This is a genomic window from Cytobacillus sp. IB215665 (assembly GCF_033963835.1).
Lineage (GTDB): Bacteria > Bacillota > Bacilli > Bacillales > SM2101 > Nanhaiella.
Genome location: NZ_JAXBME010000021.1, coordinates 1 through 21,268, shown reverse-complemented (window position 1 = coordinate 21,268; position 21,268 = coordinate 1). Strand labels below are relative to the sequence as shown.

General features: G+C 35.5%; 14 protein-coding genes and 12 tRNA genes. 3 read left to right on the top strand and 23 right to left on the bottom strand.

The window, feature by feature from the left end; translation table 11 throughout:
- Window positions 1-3 precede the first annotated feature (3 nt).
- From menH to SLH52_RS19780, 3 genes are read right to left on the bottom strand one after another with little or no spacing between them, the layout of a single operon-like run.
- Window positions 4-804: a 2-succinyl-6-hydroxy-2,4-cyclohexadiene-1-carboxylate synthase gene (gene menH / locus SLH52_RS19790; protein ID WP_320210962.1), complete on the bottom strand. Its 801-nt coding sequence runs from the start codon at window positions 802-804 to the stop codon at window positions 4-6.
- Window positions 794-2,542, bottom strand: a complete 1,749-nt coding sequence (gene menD, locus SLH52_RS19785) for a 2-succinyl-5-enolpyruvyl-6-hydroxy-3-cyclohexene-1-carboxylic-acid synthase (protein WP_320211009.1) — start codon at window positions 2,540-2,542, stop codon at window positions 794-796. Before menD ends, menH begins: the two co-directional genes overlap by 11 nt.
- Complete coding sequence (locus tag SLH52_RS19780) at window positions 2,532-3,950, bottom strand: isochorismate synthase (protein ID WP_320210961.1); 1,419 nt, start codon at window positions 3,948-3,950, stop codon at window positions 2,532-2,534. Before SLH52_RS19780 ends, menD begins: the two co-directional genes overlap by 11 nt.
- 534 nt (window positions 3,951-4,484) lie before the next feature.
- Here SLH52_RS19780 and SLH52_RS19775 point away from each other — a divergent pair.
- Entirely contained in the window at window positions 4,485-5,423 is a 939-nt protein-coding gene (locus SLH52_RS19775; RefSeq protein ID WP_320210960.1) for a 1,4-dihydroxy-2-naphthoate polyprenyltransferase, read from the top strand.
- 112 nt (window positions 5,424-5,535) lie between these two features.
- On the opposite strand, the gene SLH52_RS19770 is transcribed toward SLH52_RS19775, so the two are convergent.
- On the bottom strand, window positions 5,536-6,174 hold the full coding sequence (locus tag SLH52_RS19770; protein ID WP_320210959.1) for a DUF3885 domain-containing protein: 639 nt from the start codon (window positions 6,172-6,174) through the stop codon (window positions 5,536-5,538).
- A gap of 362 nt (window positions 6,175-6,536) precedes the next feature.
- Between SLH52_RS19770 and SLH52_RS19765 the strand changes: the two genes are divergently transcribed.
- A complete protein-coding gene (locus tag SLH52_RS19765) occupies window positions 6,537-7,295 on the top strand; it encodes a yteA family sporulation protein (protein ID WP_320210958.1) in 759 nt (252 codons plus the stop codon).
- A gap of 144 nt (window positions 7,296-7,439) precedes the next feature.
- On the opposite strand, the gene SLH52_RS19760 is transcribed toward SLH52_RS19765, so the two are convergent.
- Window positions 7,440-7,640, bottom strand: coding sequence for a cold-shock protein (locus SLH52_RS19760; protein ID WP_320210957.1), 201 nt, complete (start codon window positions 7,638-7,640; stop codon window positions 7,440-7,442).
- 453 nt (window positions 7,641-8,093) lie between these two features.
- Between SLH52_RS19760 and SLH52_RS19755 the strand changes: the two genes are divergently transcribed.
- Complete coding sequence (locus SLH52_RS19755) at window positions 8,094-8,891, top strand: TIGR00266 family protein (RefSeq protein ID WP_320210956.1); 798 nt, start codon at window positions 8,094-8,096, stop codon at window positions 8,889-8,891.
- A 106-nt stretch (window positions 8,892-8,997) separates the two neighbouring features.
- Here the strand turns inward: SLH52_RS19755 and SLH52_RS19750 are convergent, their stop codons facing one another.
- The 18 genes from SLH52_RS19750 to SLH52_RS19665 form a co-directional block, all read right to left on the bottom strand.
- The gene (locus SLH52_RS19750; RefSeq protein WP_320210955.1) at window positions 8,998-11,001 is read right to left on the bottom strand and encodes a methyl-accepting chemotaxis protein; all 2,004 of its coding nucleotides are present in this window, start codon (window positions 10,999-11,001) and stop codon (window positions 8,998-9,000) included.
- A gap of 286 nt (window positions 11,002-11,287) precedes the next feature.
- Entirely contained in the window at window positions 11,288-13,696 is a 2,409-nt protein-coding gene (locus SLH52_RS19745) for a glycogen/starch/alpha-glucan phosphorylase (protein ID WP_320210954.1), read from the bottom strand.
- A complete protein-coding gene (gene glgA, locus SLH52_RS19740) occupies window positions 13,686-15,140 on the bottom strand; it encodes a glycogen synthase GlgA (protein WP_320210953.1) in 1,455 nt (484 codons plus the stop codon). The genes SLH52_RS19745 and glgA overlap by 11 nt, the downstream gene beginning before the upstream one ends.
- On the bottom strand, window positions 15,137-16,162 hold the full coding sequence (locus tag SLH52_RS19735; RefSeq protein WP_320210952.1) for a sugar phosphate nucleotidyltransferase: 1,026 nt from the start codon (window positions 16,160-16,162) through the stop codon (window positions 15,137-15,139). Before SLH52_RS19735 ends, glgA begins: the two co-directional genes overlap by 4 nt.
- Before the next feature lie 85 nt (window positions 16,163-16,247).
- The gene (locus SLH52_RS19730; RefSeq protein WP_320210951.1) at window positions 16,248-17,372 is read right to left on the bottom strand and encodes a glucose-1-phosphate adenylyltransferase; all 1,125 of its coding nucleotides are present in this window, start codon (window positions 17,370-17,372) and stop codon (window positions 16,248-16,250) included.
- Window positions 17,323-19,191 carry a 1,4-alpha-glucan branching protein GlgB gene (gene glgB / locus SLH52_RS19725; RefSeq protein WP_413785569.1) on the bottom strand — a complete coding sequence of 623 codons (1,869 nt, stop codon included), beginning with the start codon at window positions 19,189-19,191 and terminating at the stop codon, window positions 17,323-17,325. Before glgB ends, SLH52_RS19730 begins: the two co-directional genes overlap by 50 nt.
- 650 nt (window positions 19,192-19,841) lie before the next feature.
- A tRNA-Glu gene (locus SLH52_RS19720) sits at window positions 19,842-19,913 on the bottom strand.
- Window positions 19,914-19,930: 17 nt separating this feature from the next.
- Window positions 19,931-20,021: transfer RNA gene (locus SLH52_RS19715), tRNA-Ser, on the bottom strand.
- A 2-nt stretch (window positions 20,022-20,023) separates the two neighbouring features.
- Window positions 20,024-20,098 (bottom strand) — tRNA-Asn (locus tag SLH52_RS19710).
- A gap of 4 nt (window positions 20,099-20,102) precedes the next feature.
- A tRNA-Ile gene (locus tag SLH52_RS19705) sits at window positions 20,103-20,179 on the bottom strand.
- An 11-nt stretch (window positions 20,180-20,190) separates the two neighbouring features.
- Window positions 20,191-20,264 (bottom strand) — tRNA-Gly (locus SLH52_RS19700).
- 27 nt (window positions 20,265-20,291) lie between these two features.
- Window positions 20,292-20,367: transfer RNA gene (locus SLH52_RS19695), tRNA-His, on the bottom strand.
- Window positions 20,368-20,435: 68 nt separating this feature from the next.
- Window positions 20,436-20,511: transfer RNA gene (locus SLH52_RS19690), tRNA-Phe, on the bottom strand.
- Window positions 20,512-20,666: 155 nt separating this feature from the next.
- Window positions 20,667-20,742 (bottom strand) — tRNA-Asp (locus tag SLH52_RS19685).
- 12 nt (window positions 20,743-20,754) lie between these two features.
- A tRNA-Met gene (locus SLH52_RS19680) sits at window positions 20,755-20,831 on the bottom strand.
- A gap of 83 nt (window positions 20,832-20,914) precedes the next feature.
- Window positions 20,915-21,007 (bottom strand) — tRNA-Ser (locus tag SLH52_RS19675).
- A 9-nt stretch (window positions 21,008-21,016) separates the two neighbouring features.
- A tRNA-Ile gene (locus SLH52_RS19670) sits at window positions 21,017-21,093 on the bottom strand.
- Window positions 21,094-21,102: 9 nt separating this feature from the next.
- Window positions 21,103-21,179: transfer RNA gene (locus SLH52_RS19665), tRNA-Met, on the bottom strand.
- Window positions 21,180-21,268 lie beyond the last annotated feature (89 nt).

Here is a 21,268-nt window from a genome sequence, read left to right as displayed (position 1 = left end):
CGCTTACAAAAACTCATATACTATTTTACCAAAAATTCGTGGTTGTTCCACATGAATTGTATGACCAGCATGATTAATTTTCTCCCACTTAACATATGGTAATAATTTTACCATCTTTTTCGCGATATTGTGAAACTTCGTATCATCCATACCTGTTATTAATAATGTTTGATGAGGAAACGAAGACAATTTGTCCCACCATGATGGCTGAACACCTGTTCCAAATCCTCTAAGGCTATTGGCTAAGCCAATTGGATTGTTTTCTAGACGTTGTTGACGAATCAGCTCCTGGGTTTGAACAGGTAGTTGCTTCATATTATGAAAAAGTGGGAGGTTTGTCCATTTATCTACAAACCATTCCATTCCATATTGTTCGATCGCCTCAGCTAAATGTTCATCAGACTGTTTTCGGAGTAGTCGTTCTTGTTCTGTTGCTAAGCCTGGTGAACTGCTCTCTAATATTAGCTTATCTACTCGTTCAGGGTATAACATTGCTAGTGATAATGCAATTCTACCACCCATTGAATAGCCGAGAATATTCGCTTTTGTTATGTGAAAATTGTTTAGAAGTTGAACCAAATCTAACACAATAGATTCCATATTGTATCTATTACTATCTAAGGGTGATGCTGTATCTCCATGACCTATTATATCTATTAAATAAAGAGTTGACTTAGCTCCCCACTTACGAATAAATGGTTGCCAACTCTTGGTAGAGCCTGTAAAGCCATGTAACAGTATTAATGGTGGACCTTCACCGACGATCTCAATATTGTAGAGCACACTATTTAATTCAATTTTCATCATCTACACCTAAAAAGGAATCAATTTCAGCGATTGCCATGTTCCATAGGGAGCGATGCATTTCCACATTCGTAGTTCTATCAGTTGTTAATTCAATAACAGATAATCCATCAACGTGAATAGACTGTTGAACCTTTTCTCGAAAGTCGCTCCACTTAGTAACACGATTAAATTCACCATCATACATTTTAACAACATACTCATAATCAAGACCTAATGGTGTTCCAAATAAAGTCTCAAAATGAGTTTGGTGTTTAGCCTGTGGTAAAAATGAAAAAATACCACCACCATCATTATTTATAACAATAATTGTTATATTAAGTTTGTGCATTTTCGCTGCCAACAATCCATTTAAATCATGATAGAATGACAGATCGCCAATGACAAGTACTAGAGGTGAACAATTTATACTAGCACCGAGTGCCGTAGAAACAATACCATCTATTCCGTTAGCTCCCCTGTTTGCCAATACTCTAATTGATTTATCATTTGTAAGAAAAAAGGAGTCTAGGTCTCTTATTGGCATACTATTTCCTACAAATAAAGTTGTGTTATATGGGAGTGTTTTTGTTAATTCAGAAAATACTTTCCCTTCAAACAATTCCTCTTCATATTCTAAACCATTCCATATTGATTTTATGATCGCATTCATTTCTACCCACTGTGTTAACCAATGCGATTTTTTATTATGTTCTTTAATAACATGACTAAGTCCACTACAAAAATTAACTTCATCACAATGAATCATGTCTGAAGCAGATAAAGTTGGCTCTCTCCAGCCACCGCCGCCATCAATTACTATATGATCAATATGATTAAGCTGTTTTATGTATAATGTTAATGATTTTGAAACTGGCATTTCACCAAATCGAATAATAACCTCAGGTTTATATAATTGAAGAATTTGTTTATTTTTTAAGATCGTATCATAACTATCAATAATTAGTTCTTTATTATGGTGACCACTTCTAAGTTGAGATAACGGGTCAGCGAATATTGGATATTGTAATTTTTCAGCTAACTCTAATACTGCTTCAGCAAAGGAAGGATCGTCTATGACACCACAAATAATTAGCCCCTTCTTCTTATCTGCTATACAATCGTAAATACTGTGGTATTGATTTGTTGTTAAGCTACGCGCACCTATTGTAACATTTACATAACTGTCTTGATCATGATATTCAATTGCTTCCATTAAAGGTACAAGCGGTTCTCTAAATGGAAAATTCAAATGAACAGGACCTTTTGGTGCTTGCATAGCTGTTCCTGATGCTCGACTTGCAAAGGTTCTTACATAATTAAGCATTTCAGGTGTATCTTCAGGTATTGCCATCTCAGCAAACCATTTCGTATACTCTCCAAATATTCCAATTTGATTTATAGCTTGTGGTGCACCGATATCACGTAATTCATGTGGTCGATCTGCTGTAAGTACGATTAAGGGAACTCTTGAATAATATGCCTCGACAATGGCAGGCATATAATTAGCAGCTGCTGTTCCTGATGTACATAATATTGCTACTGGCTTTCTTTTCGACTTAGCTATGCCTAAAGCAAAAAAAGCGGCTGAGCGCTCATCAATGTTTACATAAACATTCATCATTGGGTGCTCAGCCATTATCATAGCCATAGGTGTGGAACGAGATCCAGGACTAATAACAACATCTGTGACATTGACTTTTATTAACTCATCTACAAAAGCCAACACAAAAGCAGTTAAAGAATTATTATTGTTCATTTTCATCATTACTCATACCCCCTATTGCTGAGAGGATAGGCTTCAGTTTTAATTTAGTTTCTTCATATTCACTTTGTGGATCCGAATCAGCTACAATCCCACAACCAGCAAATAGCGAAGCTTCCTGTCCCTGAAAAAGAGCTGATCGAATAGCTACTGCAAATTCTCCACTATTATTAGCGTCAATCCAGCCGATAGGAGCTGCATACCATCCTCTATCTAATTGTTCAACTTCTCTTATTTTCTTAATAGCTTTATCTGTTGGAAACCCGCCTAACGCAGGGGTTGGGTGAAGCTTCTCCACCATAGATAAAAACGAGACATGATCTTTTACCGTACATATAACAGGTGTATATAAATGCTGAATATGACGCATTTTAAGCAATGTTGGGTGACTAGGAGCATCTATTGTACTACAGAAGTTTAACATTGCTTTTTTGATCATTTTGACGACAAGCTCATGTTCATGTAAATTCTTTTTATCACATAATAAGGAACTCCCCAGCAGTTTATCCTCGTCCAATGTTTTCCCTCTTTTGATTGAACCTGCTAAACATGTGGATAATACCTTACTATTTTCTTTTTTTATTAACCTTTCGGGAGACGCACCAATAAAACAATCTTCACCACTTTCGAAAGCAAATATATAACTCATAGGCTGCTCAGCACGAAGGTTATTTAGTACAGACGTCAGGTTTACTTTACCGTCAAAATGAAGTCTTGTCTCCCTTGCTAACACCACTTTATCTAGCTCACCTTGTTTAATATCTTGTGTCACACTGTCAACAGAATCTATCCAAAGTTCAGGTTCAATTTCAGTTTGACGATATGAATGTTTTTTCTCATTAGGCTGCCAAGACCATTCTGATTGTAGGATATGTTCCATTTTATTTTCTAAATCCTTCAATATTTCTATAGGATCAGATGAGTGTTGACAAATGATATTAGAAGTTATCCAGGCATCCCCTTTGTTTATCGTGAGCATGAACTCTGGCAATATAAATTTCGCAGGTGGATATTTACCCCATAACGAAGTTGATTGCTTTAGTGGGTCAAAGGAAAAACCACCTAATAGAATAGGCCCAGTCCCAAACGGAGAAGTTTGTTCTTCCTTAACACAATTAGTTAAAATGCGTTCCCATTCTTCTTCAACAATCTCAAATCTACGCTCTTGGGCTTCTATAGAAAATACGGTACCCAGCCCGACTAAAATGATTTCATCACTAGGGTCTGTCCAAAAAAAGCGTTCTCCTACATAGGAGTATTTCGCAGCCTCATAAAATAACAGGGGATCTTTATATGAAGTTTTTTTTACTATACTTGTTAGTATAGGCTTTGTATGTTTTTTCGATCTACTAATTCCTTGTAATAGTTGTTCATACGCAGCAGTTTGTTGTACTGCAACCACAATAATCCCCCCGAATGATGAAACGTTATTCTTATATATAATAAATGCTTAATTCTCTTTCTTCTCTAACAAACACACATTTTAAGATACACTTAGTCATATACACTGTCAATATTGGTAATTTCTAAGATGTATCCGCTACATTTCTTCATACATCACATCTAATTTACTTTACGAATTCATTCATTATTATATTACTCTTTTTAAAATAAGAAAACTAAAATGACATACAATTTTCTTTACCTAAAAGTTAACAGGCAAAAGTATTCGTCAAAATCCCCTAAAATGATTGACAGGGTGCTACCCTTTTTCTACACTTAATTTGTATTCATAATTTTTTATAGCTCTTTTCATTAACATTGTTGCTATTTTACTAAAGCATAGCTAGATGAGGTCTTTTGAGGTTGGAACTTTTTAAAACAACTTTAGCTACCACGTCCTCTAGTTGTATTCGTGCTTCAATTTATAAACAACAATCGATATGGAAACAGCCTTTTTTATGTTAAATTTCTCTTTAAGAGGGGAGGAGAAATTATGGAGTCACAAATAAATATGAAACAAAAGTCCATATTGCCGAAACAAAATAAAGGATGGAAGGTGTGGTGGAATTTAACGAGGCCACATACTCTTACTGCTGCCTTCGTCCCTGTATTTATCGGCACAGCACTTGCTTTAGAGCAAACTCAGATAAATATGCCGCTATTTCTAGTCATGTTAATTGCTTGTATACTCATTCAAGCAGCAACAAATATGATTAATGAATATTTCGATTTCAAACGGGGGTTGGACACTGAAGAGTCAGTAGGAATTGGCGGAGCAATAGTTAGAGATGGAGTAAAGCCAAAGACTGTCCTAATAGCCGCTTTTCTTTTATTTGCTATCGCAGCATTTTTAGGTATATATATATGCTTGAATAGTAGCTGGTGGTTAGCACTTATTGGGACAATTTGTATGCTTGCTGGATATTATTATACAGGAGGCCCTATCCCAATTGCGTACACACCCTTTGGAGAAATAGTTGCTGGCACATTTATGGGGCTAATTATCATTTTACTTTCCTATTTTATTCAAACTGATACGATTTCAACAGCAAGTATACTTGTATCTATACCCGTCTCAATATTAGTTGGAGCTATTTTGCTGGCAAATAATATTCGTGACTTAGATGGTGATAAAGAAAATGGACGAAATACATTAGCTATTATTCTAGGTAGACCCAATGCAATAAAATTATTAGCTGGTATGTTTATCATCTCTTATGGCTGGGTTGTTATCTTAGTGTTAGCTAATATTTCTTCTCCATGGGTTTTGTTAGTATTGATAAGTATTCCGAGTGCAATTAAAGCTACAAAGGGCTTCGTTGGAAAAAACATTCCAATACAAATGATGCCCGCTATGAAGGCTACAGCCAAAACAAATACTCATTTTGGTTTTTTACTCTCACTTGGTTTACTATTAAGTTACTGGTTTTAAACACGGCACATCGCCGTGTTTTTTTGTTCACATCGATTCATGTTTTTTATTAATGGTATGTTGATTTTTAATATGTGAGGGAAACACCTCTACGGCGTTCCCCTCACATGTTTCAATTAAAAAGCTTGTTAATTTCAGGTTTGTCATAATCCAAAATCCAATTATTATACCTTTTATACATACCTCTTATTGTTTCAGGTGAAGTTGCCAATAAATCACAACCTCTGTCATCGTAAACGTGATAGATCGTTTTCTTGTTAATATTTATGAAATAAACCCTATGATAAATATTTGGTTTAATTCCTAAATCATGATTGCATAATGCCATTAACAAACGTTTGTATTTAAATTCTGTAGGCTTACACTTTAGAGTAAATCTATGTGTTCTATATGTTCCTTTTTCATCATCTTCAGGGAAAATATAGGGTATTATTTGGTGCTTTAACGTATACAGTAACGACTTCTTAACATAGGGTGAAAAGTTTGTTAATTCCCGTTTAATGTTTTTACCTTTATTAAAATCATTTACATCCATCACTACAAATATATCGTCCGTAGAAGAATGTAGTGCTTCAAATAATGTAATTGCCCTTTGATAGCACCCCAATACATATGGATTATTTGGATAATTATATCCCCTTTTCCAGTCTACCCCAAGTTCAAACCGTATACCAATATCCCAACTATAAAACAAAGGTGGTCTTAGCTGTAAATTAGGGAATGTTTCCTGCATAAAATCGTTTAATGTCATTACAACACCTCTTAAAATTAATCTGCAAATAAGATAATTTTTAATCATTTTTTTCCGCATTAAGTAAACAATAAGAAAAGCAGAGTCTACTAGGTTAGTCTCTCCAAGCACTGAAGTCATATCATTTGAAGGCTCTTTTGTATTGAAATGGTATGCTAAAGTAACCTAAAGAGGCTACGAGGCTGAGCTAGACATTATAATGCGTAAGTGCCCTGTTATCACCAATGGTGGCTTCTTAAATAAGTGCTACAGGCCAACCACTCGATGGGATTGACACTGTAGCTAGACATTGAAAAGCGCATGCCTTGGATATAACAGGCACTGTCGTTTCAATTAATGACTATACAGGAAGGAGACTAGCTATGCTAACAAAAGAACAATCTTCAGCCTTCCGTTCAAGTTTGATTAATACTAGGAACCAACTTAAGTCCCAACTAGAAGCAAATAATCATTTTAACCTGGAGCTTTCTGACGCACATGATTCAGTAGGTGAATTATCAAGCTATGACAACCATCCAGGTGACTTAGGGACAGAGTTATATGAACGTGAAAAGGATATATCACTTTTAGAACATGTTGAAAAAGAAATAACTGACATCGAAAATGCTCTTGAAGCTATAGACAATGGAACTTATGGCACTTGCATAGTTTGTGGAAAGGATATACCGATTGAACGTTTGCAAGCTCTGCCTACCGCATTACATTGCAAAGAGCATAGTCCTGATCAGGCTGTATCTCACAACAGACCCATTGAAGAGGGGGTATTATTACCTCCATATGGGAAGTTTAATAACGATGATAAGGACGCTGTAAGTTTTGATGCTGAAGATTCATGGCAGGAGGTAGCACGTTTTGGCACTTCAGAATCACCATCTGATCTCGTAAATCCACCAGACCACTATAATGATATGTATATTGAATCGGATGAAAACTTAGGTTATGTAGAGGACTATGAGAACTTTGCGGGAACAGATATCGAAGGAAAAAATGTAAAGGTATATCCTAATATACAGCATGAAAAATATGAACAATTGCTAGACGAGGAAGGTATGATGACACCATTTGGTGATTTACTACCGTACGAAAAAAACCCGTATACAGAAGAATCTTTAGAGGATTAAATATCTGCCCTACTTAAATACTGAACTTAAAGCCACTTGTCGAAACAAGAATGGCTTTTTTTATGTATGACAATAAATAATACAGCTATTTTCCATTAGGGATAAAAAATAACCTCTATAGAAAGAGGTCAAAGAAAGCAAATACTATTGCTTTTCGACGTTTGAAGCTTGTGGGCCGCGAGCTCCTTCAACTACCTCAAAACTAACTTTTTCACCTTCTTCTAAAGTTTTAAATCCTTCTCCTGCAATTGCACTGTAATGTACAAATACATCTCCACCGTCATCCACTGCAATAAACCCATAACCCTTTTCTTTATCAAACCATTTTACTGTACCGTTTTGCATTAATCTTTTTCCTCCTAAATATACACTCAAATCGTGTAAAACAAGATTCCTACCGATTGCAAAAGATGATAGTTAAAAAGAAAACTTCCAGATTGTGTAATGAATATAACTCACACTTCTTTAAAAGTCTATTGTCAGCCTTGCTTTCGCCCTTTTATAATCAATAGTAAGATTACAATAGCATACCATCTGAACTTAAGTCAAACACGATAAAACACTGATATTCTACATGTTTCTAGCATATTTCCTAAGTGATTTTTCTACAAAATGATTGTCTTAATTAAACAAATTTATACGACTATACATAATGTTACAAAACTCTTCACATTGCTACATTAAAACATCACATTTTATTTGCTAAAATGAAACAATCTTATACAATAGACAGGGAGATTCATCATTTACATCGAATTAACTATATGTAATGATACAAAATTTATTGAGGTGATTATCATGAACGCACATGAAATTGAGTACAAATTATACGGAGACGACATGCAATTTGTAGAAATTGAACTAGACCCTGGTGAAAGCACTATTGCAGAAGCTGGTGCAATGATGATGATGGAAGATAGAATCGAGATGGAAACAATTTTTGGTGATGGTTCAAAGCGCGGTGGATCTGGATTGTTTGGTAAACTAATGGGTGCAGGAAAACGCGTTATTACTGGGGAAAGTTTATTTATGACTGTATTTACTAATGAAGGGAACGAGAAAAAACACGTTTCATTCGCTGCACCTTATCCAGGTAAAATTATTCCGATTGACTTAAGTGATTTAGATGGTAAAGTAATTTGTCAAAAAGATGCTTTTTTATGTGCTGCTAAAGGTGTATCTATTGGAGTTGAATTCCAGCGCAAGCTTGGTGCAGGATTCTTTGGGGGCGAAGGCTTTATAATGCAAAAACTAGAGGGAGATGGAATGGCATTCTTACATGCTGGTGGTACGATCCATCGTCGGGAGCTTCAGCCTGGGGAGATGTTACGTATTGATACTGGCTGTTTGGTTGCCATGACAAAAGAAGTAGATTATGATATTGAGTTTGTTGGAAAAGTAAAAACAGCTTTTTTTGGTGGCGAAGGCTTATTCTTTGCTACTGTCAGAGGTCCAGGCACGGTATGGGTACAATCATTACCATTTAGTCGTTTGGCTGATCGTATTTTTGCTAGTGCCCCTCAAACTCCAGGTAAAACAACAGGAGAAGGTAGCATTTTAGGCGGTTTAGGTAACTTCCTTGACGGAGATAACTAATAAGCACAATCTGTCAAAATTATATATAAAATATCTGGGTGACTCGGCAAGCTACCATACTTTAGCGCTTGCCAGTCATCCAAGTCACATGAAATATACTCCTATCCTATACTTTAAATCTGCTAATCCTATCTGTTAATTCTTCACTTGACTCTAATAAATCTTCTGCTACTTTCGTAACCGAATTAAATGCTATTGTTTGCTCATCAGTTGAAGCACTCACTTCTTCACATGCAGCAACAGCCTGTTGTGACATTGCAGCAATATTTTCAATTGATTGCGAAACTTCTTGTCGATGATTATGAATATTCATCATATCTACTTGCACATCATCTATTGAGCTCTTTAATTGGCTTACAATTCTTGAAGTTGTATTAAACGCTTGTTCAGTATCATTCACGACTAGAGCTTGTTCTTTATAATATCTTTTTGTATTCGCCATTTCATTTACAGTTCGCTTCGATTCTGATTGAATACTTTGAATTGTTCTTCGAACCTGATCAGTAGCAATAGTAGATTGTTCCGCTAATTTCCGAACCTCATTTGCTACTACTGCAAATCCTTTACCATGTTCTCCAGCTCTTGCAGCCTCAATACTTGCATTTAAAGACAATAAATTTGTTTGTTCAGAAAAGTCATTAATAGCTTTCATGACAGATTCAATTTCAGTTATTTTTTGTTCTAAATTAACGATAATTTCATCAACTGTATTAAAACTCGCTTCAGTCTTTGAAAAAATAGTTTTTAATTCTTCAATTTTCTCAAATCCATTTTCATTGGCGTTATCGGCATCTACCGATAGCAATGACATCTTATCGGTAAGAGACGTAACATTCTTTATTTGAGAAGATAATACACCCATTAATTGATTGGATTTCTCTATATCCTCCGCTGAACGTGCTGCACCAACTGCAATTTCATTTATCGCTTTGGCAATTTCTTCGCTTGAAGCATTTGTTTCTTCTGAGACAGCACTTAATCCTTGAACCGATTCAAATACATGGTCGTTAGATTGTTCAATAGCTATGATTAAGTGGTGCATATTTTTAACCATGTCATTAAAGTGAATGGTCAAATCACCTATTTCATCTTTTGTTTTTTGATGTGCCTTTACAGTTAAATCCCCAGCTGAGACCTTCATTACATCTTTCTTCAAATGTATGAGTGGATTTAAAATACGACTTGTTACAATATAAATGATAATTAAAGATATCACTACAGCTGTCAATGAAATAACCATAATCCAACTACGTAATTTATTTGAACTGGCCATTAAATCTTTATATGTATAAGACGTCCCAAGTTTCCAACCCGTTTGGTCAACTGTTTCAAATGCAAGTACCTTCTCTTCACCTTTGAAATCATAATGAAAAAAACCCTGTTCATTATCTCCGTACATCTTGTTTATAAAATCAAGATCAGATAAGTTGTTCCCTCTCTCTGTCGGATGCACTATGGCATTTTTACTTTTATCAAGTATAAAAGGATAACCGTTATTCGTTAGATCAATATTTTGCATAACTGATTCTAATTGTTCAAGCTTAAGATCAGTAGCAATGACCCCTTTAAACTCATTGTCAATTACGATTGCTTTTGACACTGTGACTACATATTCACCGTCTTCACTAAGGTAAGGTTCTGTCCATACTGCCTTATCCTGGGATTGCTCTGCTAACGTATACCAAGGTCTATCAAGTACACTAAAATCCTCGTCTAAATCTACTACTGGTGGCTCAATTTTCAGTGTGTCATTTCGAGCAGCCACATAAATTAAATACGCATCGGAATAAAGATCTAAGTAATTATTAAATCTGTCCAGAATAATAGGGTCTAATTCCTTTATGTCATTTTCATTGGCAGATAACATAGCTAATACATATGTTTCAAAGTCTTTTTCTCTACTAATCTCTTCAATGCTAATCGCATATTTCTCAACAAATGAATCTACGTAGTTATTTATTTGCTCCACAAGGTTTTCAGCCTGAGTTTTGACGTCTTTTTCAATTTGTTGCTCCGTTTGATATTGCAAAAACAAAGCAACAAATAATAACGTACCTATCATTAATAGCATAAATAATACTAGAAGCTTCCTCTTAATTGATGTAAACAATCTCTATTTCACCATCCTGCTGTATAATTTTTGTTTTTTTTCCACACCTTTCAAAGTTTAACATAATTCATTATGTACACAAACATTAAATTACACTATACCCATAGAAATAATGTATTTAACCAATGTAAGCTTTACTTCTTGGGTAAGCAGGTTCAGAATCAATCCCACCTAATTACAAAACCCCGCCTAAAGAGGCGGGGTCTGAACTCTGTAAAAGAATTAAAAAGAGAGTGGCTATCATAGGATCGTTCACCACCCTCTATATTAACATGTAAATATTTGATCAGTTTTTTTCTAATAAACCAGCAGTTATTTTCCAAACGCTGTCTGCATATTGTTGTATCGTTCTATCGCTAGAAAAATAGCCAGAATGTGCAATATTTATAGCACTCTTTTTTAACCATTTGTCCCTAATTTGATAGGAAACTCCTATCTTCTCCTGTGTACAAACATAAGAATCAAAGTCTCGAAGAACAAAATAATGGTCATTTTGCATAAGTAAAGAGTCATATATGACCTCAAACTCATCTAACACATGTGGGAAAAAACCATTTATTAATTGATTTATTATTTGTTTAATTCGTTCGTCATGATGGTAGTATTCAGTAGATTGATAACCTCCATGTTCATAGTATTGGATGACTTCGTTTGCCGAAAGGCCGAATGTAAACATATTTTCTTGACCAATCCGCTCATTCATTTCTACATTAGCTCCATCAAGTGTTCCAATCGTAATAGCACCATTCATCATAAATTTCATATTTCCTGTTCCAGAGGCTTCCTTACTCGCTGTAGATATTTGTTCACTAACATCTGTAGCAGGAAAAATATCCTCAGCGAGTGAAACCTTATAATTTTCTAAAAAAACTACCTTTATCATGTCGTTTATATCCTGATCATTATTTACAATGTCGGCAACTGAATTTATTAATTTAATAATTTTTTTAGCATAAAAATATCCTGGTGATGCTTTTGCACCAAAGATAAAAGTTCTTGGGAAAACAATGAAACTTCGATCTTCTTTAAGCCTGTTATATAAGTACATAATGTGCAGTACATTTAACAATTGCCTCTTATATGCATGAAGTCTCTTAACTTGAACGTCAAATATAGAATGTGTATCAACGACAAGCCCAGTTTGATCCTTTATCCTGCGTGCTAGTATTTTTTTTCTATCCTGTTTCACATGATACAATTGTTCCTGAAAGATTGAGTCCTCACAATATTTTTGGACTTCAATTAGTTTTTCAGGTTCTGAAATCCATGAATCTCCTATTGTTTCATTTAATAGCATTGTCAGCTGGGGGTTCGCCTTTAATAACCATCTTCTATGCGCTATGCCATTTGTTTTGTTATTAAATTTATCGGTAAAAACATCATGAAATAGCTTCATTTCTCGCTTCTTTAATATTTCAGAATGCAATTTTGCTACTCCATTTACACTATGACTGCCTACAATAGCGAGATGTGCCATCTTTACAACATCATGAGCAATAATAGCCATACGTTCGATTCGTTCCCAGTCATTAGGATACCTTTGCCACAAGTCTCTACAAAAGCGCTCGTTAATTTCTTCAACTATCATATAGATTCTCGGAAGAAGTGGTTGAAAAATGTCAATTGGCCATTTCTCAAGTGCTTCTGTTAATGTTGTATGATTCGTATATGAAATTGTATTTGTAGTTATATTCCATGCTTCATCCCAGTTCATACGCTCTTCATCAAGTAAAATCCTCATTAATTCAGGAATAGCTAATACAGGATGAGTATCGTTAATATGAATAGAAATATGTTCGTGAAAATCTCTTAAACTACTGTGATTAAGCTTATATGAACGAACAATACTTTGTAGACTAGAAGATACTAGAAAGTACTGCTGTTTTAACCTTAGTAACTTTCCTTCAACATGGGTATCATCTGGATATAAAAATTCTGAAATTGCTTCAGTTTCACTTTTATAATCCATCATATTTTTACGAACAGCATGAGGAGAAACTTCCGCGCTCCAAATCCGAAGCGTATTAACTGAATGTAAGCCGTAACCTATAATTGGTATATCGTATGGCACAGCCATCACTATTTCCGTTTCAACATGTCGAAATGATAAATAATTATTTTTATTAGTTGTTTCAACCTCACCCCAAAACCGGACTTCTACTGCTTCATCTGGTCTTCGAACCTCCCATACGTTTCCATGTCGCAACCATTGTTCAGGTAGCTCCACTTGATATCCATCAACTATTTTTTGATCAAACAACCCATGCTTATATCTAATACCAAACCCATGTCCCGGAAGATTTAAAGAAGCTAATGAATCAAGAAAACATGCTGCAAGCCGTCCTAACCCTCCGTTACCTAGACCAGCATCTGCTTCACTTTCCTCAATTTCAGCTAGACTAATACCAAGATCCGCTAATCCCTCCTCAACAACTTCTCTAATTTCTAAATTAATTAAATTATTGCCAAGTAATCTTCCTAGTAAAAATTCAATTGATAAATAATATACCTGTTTATTTTCATTCAGGCGGTTTCTTTCATTTGTTTCGATCCATTTAGTGCTTATATGTTCTCTTACCATGTTTCCTAGCGTAAAATATTGATCGCGTATAGTAGAATAACGAAACCCCTTTCCATATAAGGTCTCATACTTTTTGATAAACGCTTCTTTGAACGTCTCCTTGTTAGAGAACACGATTACCACTCCGAGTCATCAAATCAGCATACAGCTGATTGTATTTAAAAGCTGATTGTGCCCAACTAAAATCACGATTCATCACTTCTATAATCAGCTTATTCCACAAATTAGTTTTATAATAATAGGATAATGCTCTTCTAATTGTAAACAGCATATCGTGAGCATTATAATTCGTAAATGTAAAACCATTTCCTGTCATTGTCTCTTCATTAAATGATTCAACCGTATCATTTAAGCCACCTGTTTCTCTTACAATAGGAATAACACCGTATCTCATTGCTATTAATTGACCTAATCCACATGGTTCAAATAAGGAAGGCATGAGGAAAAGATCTGCTCCTGCATATATCACCCTGGCTAACTCTTCGTGAAAACCGATGTATGCTTTACACTTATCTGGATATTGATTTACCATTTCATTAAAGAATGATTCATATCGATGTTCTCCAGACCCAATGACAATCAATTGTATATCCTCTTGCATAAGTTCATGGAAAATATTAATAAGTAAATCAATACCTTTTTGTTGGGTTAACCTTGTTACCATTGCGATGATCGGTGTTTTTTTACTAACTGGTAATGAAAAATGTTCTTGTAGATGTTGTTTATTCAATACTTTTGAATCTATAGAGGTTCTATCGAAATTCTTAGTAATATATGGGTCATTTTTTGGATCATACGATTGATCATCTATGCCATTTAGTATTCCAACGAGCGACTGTTTTCTATCTCTAAGAACCCCATCTAATTTCTCACCATAATAAGATGTCTGAACTTCATGTTTGTATGTGGGACTTACCGTTGTAACAACATTTGAGGTAACTATGCCTGCTTTCATAAAGTTTACATTCCCATAAAACTCCAGGCTAGTTGATGCAAATGATTGTTCATTTAAACCAAATAATTCTGGTAAAATTTCTTTAGGATAGACACCTTGATACTGAAGATTATGAATAGTAAAAACAGTTTTTATTTTTTCATAAAAGGGCACTTTACTATACTTTTCTTTTAACAAATAACTAATCATTCCGGTATGCCAATCATGAGAATGTATGACATCTGGCTTAAAGTCTAAGACGGGTAACGATGCTAATACCGCCTGGCAAAAAAATGAAAAACGTTCACCATCATCATAATGACCATATAAGATAAAATCACGTTTGAAATAATATTCATTATCGATAAAATAAAATGTGACTCCATCTTGCTCTAATGACTCAATTCCGCAATACTGCTGTCTCCAACCGACTTGAACAGTTATATTCGCTTCTTTTTTCATTTTATCTCTATACTGGACAGGAATCGTTCCGTATTTTGGTAAGATCACTCTAATATCTGTACCGAGTTGTTTAAGTTCTTTCGGTAACGCTCCTGCTACATCACCTAGTCCGCCTGTTTTTGCAAATGGTACACATTCTGAAACAGCAAATAAAACTTTCATGTATTCATCAACGCTCCTTGAATTGTTCCCTTTGGAACTATATATGGTGTCGTGTAATCACCTGTAAGTATGACATTATTTTCTACTTTAACATCTTTATCTAAAATGACACCGTTTAATACACAATTTTCACCTATTTGACTCTTTTGCATAATAATACTGTCTTTTACTACTGTCCCTTTACTTATGTTAACCGAGCGAAAGATGATACTATTTTCAACTTCACCTTCGATTTTACATCCATTTGCAATAAATGAATTTTTTATCTTCGAGCCATTCATATATTTTGTAGGGGGTTCATCTTTCACTTTAGTATAAATTGGATTAATTTGGTTAAACAACTCTTTCCACACTTGAGGTTTTAATAGTTCTAGACTATGTGTATAGTAATCTTTTATGGTGTTTATTTTTGCAACATATCCATCATATTCATATCTACATATGTGTAAATGATGCGAAGGGTCTAATACCACGTCTTGAATCGTCGTATATCCAAACTTTTCATAGTTAGTTATTAAGTCAAACAATAGAGAAAAATTAAAGATGTACATACCCATAGGCTTGCCGTTATGTGCAATTTCAGTAATATCACACTGTGATTCTATATGTTGTTGTAGAATAGCTTGATAGTCAATATTGCAAACTGTATAACAATTTGAGATTAATACGTATTGCTGTTTGCTACGAAGAAAATAATCGATGTTGTTCTTATACTGCTGGAAAACATTGAATTCCTCACTCTGTGAATCAACCGCAGAAGGAAAAAAGAATAATCCATCCCTTTTACGATTTAAATCCCACTGCTGGCCATATTCAATATGATCCATAAGTGAACGATATTGATCTTTCGGAAAAATAGCGACACTAGTAATTCCAGAGTTCACCATATTGGAAAGTACAAAATCAATTAATCTATATCTCCCAGCAAATGGGATTGCAGCTACTGATCGATTGATAGTTAGTTGTTGTATAGAGTCAAAGCTTTGTGTTGCATCAATGATCCCAAGCATCGTTTGATTCATTTATTCGCCATCCTTTCCTTGTTCATTTATGAACAAACATATGTGAAATAAATAATATAATTTTCATATGTTCTTATAATGCAGATTATTCCTCACTAACCAAAATGATTTCATCACTTTCTTCCTTTTTACGTATAATCATGTCATCACATATATTAACTCCTGAAGAAATAATGGCGTTATCTATATAAGCATTTTTCCCAATAGTCGCACCAGGCATAATTACGGCATTTTTAACAACTGCTCCCTCCATAATATGTACACCTTGGAAGAGAACAGATTGATCAATCTCTCCTTCTACGATACACCCTTCACATACAATGGACTCTCTTATGTCTCCAGTTGGGGCTATATATTGTGGAGGATGATTAGGATTAACTGAATAAATTCGCCATGAATGATCATATATATTTAAGTCTGTATCATTGTGTAATAAGTCCATATTGGCTTCCCATAAACTATTAACAGTACCCACATCTTTCCAATACCCTTGAAAAGGATAAGCGGCTAGTTTTTTTTGTTCATCGAGTAATAAAGGAATAATATCTTTGCCGAAATCATGCGTTGAGTCAGGATTAAGTTCGTCTCTTTCTAATACATCAAGTAAAATAGATGTATTAAAAATATAAATCCCCATTGAAGCAAGGTTATTTTTAGGATTTGCTGGTTTCTCTTCAAAATCTGTAATATTCATGCTTTCGTCGGTATTCATAATGCCAAAGCGACTCGTTTCTTCCCACGGTACTTCGATGACAGAAATAGATACGTCTGCCTGTTTTTGAATATGATAATCAAGCATATACGCATAATCCATTTTATAAATATGATCTCCAGACAAAATAAGTACATATTCAGGGTTATATTGTTTAATGTAATTAATATTTTGGTATATTGCTGAGGATGTCCCGGTATACCATTTCATACCTGCTTCCGCAATGTACGGGGGTAATAAAGTTACGCCACCATTTTTTCTATCAAGATCCCAAGCACTACCAATACCAATGTAATCATGTAATTCTAATGGCTGATATTGAGTAAGAATTCCAACAGTATCAATTCCTGAATTTGTACAATTACTTAACGCAAAGTCAATAATTCGATATTTACCTCCGAATGGCACTGCTGGTTTTGCTATCTCTTTTGTTAATGACCGTAGTCGGCTACCTTTTCCTCCTGCCAAGATCATTGCTATGCATTTTTTTTTGCCCATCAGCTCTCTTCCTCTCCTTTCTTTTTTTAATAGGACGTATAATCGATATTCCTAATGGAGGAATAGTAACTGCTAAGTGATATGGCTTCCCATGATATGTTCCTTCGTTACTAAATATTTTTTTGCTATTTCTATTTCCAGCACCTCCAAAATCCATTTCGTCACTATTTAGAATTTCCCGATATTCACCTTTGCTAGGAACACCAACTATATAATCATGGTAAACTGTAGCAGTGAAATTACACACGATAATTAAAAAGTCCTGTTCATTTTTTCCTTTTCTAATAAATGAAAATATTGATTGTTCATGATTGTTTACATCAATCCATTCGAAACCATCATGAGTATCATCAATTTCATATAAAGCTTTATTTCTTTTATAAATTTTAAGTAACTCTTTAACATATGCATGAAGTTTTTGATGCATGACAAAATCTTGCAAGTTCCAATCTAATTGTTCTTGATCTTTCCATTCATCAAATTGTCCAAATTCTCCACCCATAAATAACAATTTCTTTCCAGGGTGTGCTATTAAATAGCCGTATAAAAGGCGAAGCTGGGCAAATTTCTGCCAATAGTCACCAGGCATTTTATTTAACAGTGATTTCTTACCATGAACAACCTCGTCATGCGATAGTGGTAATAGAAATTTCTCTGAAAATGCATATAGAAGTGAGAACGTTACTTTGTCGTGTAAATATTGCCGGTCACTGAATTCAGCCTTCATGTAAGTCAAGATATCATTCATCCAACCCATATTCCATTTGTAACTAAATCCTAACCCTCCTGCCGGTACATTTCCTGTTACTTGTGGGAAGTCAGTGGAATCCTCCGCAATCATTAATGTTTCAGGTGCATAAAAGGAAATAACTTCATTGATTTTTTGTAAAAATGATATGGCTCCTTTATTTAGATGTTGATGTCCATCCGTACTAGGCCAATAAATCATATTAGCTACAGCATCAACTCTAAAGCCATCGATATGAAAATACTCAATCCAAAAAAGGGCATTCGAAATTAGAAAGCTTTGAACTTCTGGTTTGCCTAAATCAAAGTTAGCAGTTCCCCAAACTGGATTTTCTCGATCTTGTGGATTTTCATATTCATATGTCGGCTGCCCATCAAACATATATAGTCCATGATTATCTTTGCAGAAATGACCTGGAACCCAATCTAGAATAACGCCAATCCCTTGTTGATGGCATAGATCTATAAACTTCATTAACTCACGTGGAGATCCATATCTACTCGTAGCTGAAAAATAACCTACCCCTTGATAGCCCCAAGAAATATCCAATGGATGTTCAATAAGTGGTAATAATTCTATATGTGTATAGCCATTTCCTACAACATACGGAATTAACAACTCCGCTAATTCATTATATGAATAATGGCTCCCATCAGCTTTCTTTTTCCAAGACCCAAAATGTAACTCATAAATAAAAACAGGTTTAGATTGTACGTTCTTTTGTTTTCGATTTTGCCATTTTTTATCTCTCCACTTATAAGAATCCATATTGTAAACAATTGACCCTGTTTGAGGCCTTTCTTCAGAGTAAAATGCATAAGGATCTGATTTTAGTATTTTTTGATTAGAAGGTGTGATAATTTCATACTTGTAAATCTCACCCGCTAAATTAACAGGCGTAAAAAGATGCCAAACTCCCTCATCATTTATTTTCTCGAGCTCAAAGTTTTTCCCATTCCAATCATTAAAAGTCCCTACTATACTTACACTCTTAGCATGTGGTGCCCAGACACAAAATCGTGTTCCTTCAATGACGTCACCCTTTTGACAAATATGTGCACCAAATAGCATATGACTTTGGAATAAAGAGCCCTCATGAAATAAATGCAAATCAAAATCTGTTGGTGGCGCGCTTACCGTCAATGTATTCCCCTCTTTTCAAAAATATAGTTTTCATTAATATTAATTATTCACGAATAAAATAATAATTCCTTTTAAAATAATTCGTATTTTTACTACATCATTCTACATAATATGTCATAAAAGCTCATATCATAGTTAAAAAACGAATAATGTAAGCGCATACAATTAGAAAGTTCATATTAAATGAAAGGATATTAAATTTATTAGGTTTTTTTTAAAAAGGCAATAACATTTACATATGAGGAATAACCCTACAATATTATCTATATTTGAGGGTTAATCATTACACAGGGAATGTTCATTTTGTTAAAGCACTCAAAATATCGATTCATTATTTCGGTGCTACTTCAACCTTGCAATAAACACTATGAGATTCGTAAAATTAAGAAATTCGAATTAACGTTATGAGTCTACCTTATAGAATGAGCAAAAGGGAACTGTCATAAGAGGAGTAAAAATGATAAAGCAAAACTTGCGAGGCAAACCAATCAATCGATCAGCCCTTTTTCATATTTTAAATTAGTCATGCCAAGCACACCACAAAAAAGACACTGCATAGTATGCAGTGTCTAAATGGATGACCCGTACGGGATTCGAACCCGTGTTACCGCCGTGAAAGGGCGGTGTCTTAACCACTTGACCAACGGGCCAAAATATTTTATCAAACTGGCGGAGAAGGAGGGATTTGAACCCTCGCGCCGCTTACGCGACCTACACCCTTAGCAGGGGCGCCTCTTCAGCCACTTGAGTACTTCTCCAATGGCTCCACAGGCAGGATTCGAACCTGCGACCGATCGGTTAACAGCCGATAGCTCTACCACTGAGCTACTGTGGAATAATGGTGGGCCTAAATGGACTCGAACCATCGACCTCACGCTTATCAGGCGTGCGCTCTAACCAGCTGAGCTATAGGCCCATTATTTAAAATGGAGCGGGTGATGAGAATCGAACTCACGACATCAGCTTGGAAGGCTGAGGTTTTACCACTAAACTACACCCGCATATTCATAAGGTATTTAATTTTTAAATGGGGCGACTGATGGGAATCGAACCCACGAATGTCGGAGCCACAATCCGATGCGTTAACCACTTCGCCACAACCGCCATAGTATATATGTCAATTTACCAACTGAAGATTGACGGATAGAGATAATATACTCTTAACCTATAGATGGTGGCTCGGGACGGAATCGAACCGCCGACACAAGGATTTTCAGTCCTTTGCTCTACCGACTGAGCTACCGAGCCAAACAATAGTAAAATTAAAATTTCTAAAAAGATATAACACTTTGCTCGTCACATCTCTTTGCAAGACATTGCTCCTCGCAGAACTACATTGAAGTATCTCAAGATGTTTACGTTCTGCTCTACCGACTGAGCTACCGAGCCAACTTTTTCAATAATGGCGGTCCCGACGGGAATCGAACCCGCGATCTCCTGCGTGACAGGCAGGCATGTTAACCGCTACACCACGGGACCATATTTTTTCTTTGGTTGCGGGGACAGGATTTGAACCTGCGACCTTCGGGTTATGAGCCCGACGAGCTACCAGACTGCTCCACCCCGCGATGATAGTAAATTTAATTTTCTCAATGTGTATTTCTCATTGTCTCTTCTTGATGTTTATCAATCTGTTATTAAGAAAATAAAATGGCGGAGGAAGAGGGATTCGAACCCCCGCGGGCTTTGACACCCCTGTCGGTTTTCAAGACCGATCCCTTCAGCCGGACTTGGGTATTCCTCCAACATTGTATGGTGGACCTTGTAGGACTCGAACCTACGACCGGACGGTTATGAGCCGTCTGCTCTAACCAGCTGAGCTAAAGGTCCTTGTTTACTTGGTAGCGGCGGAGGGGATCGAACCCCCGACCTCACGGGTATGAACCGTACGCTCTAGCCAGCTGAGCTACACCGCCAAGTTAATTTACAAATGATATTTTATTGGTGGAGCCTAGCGGGATCGAACCGCTGACCTCCTGCGTGCAAGGCAGGCGCTCTCCCAGCT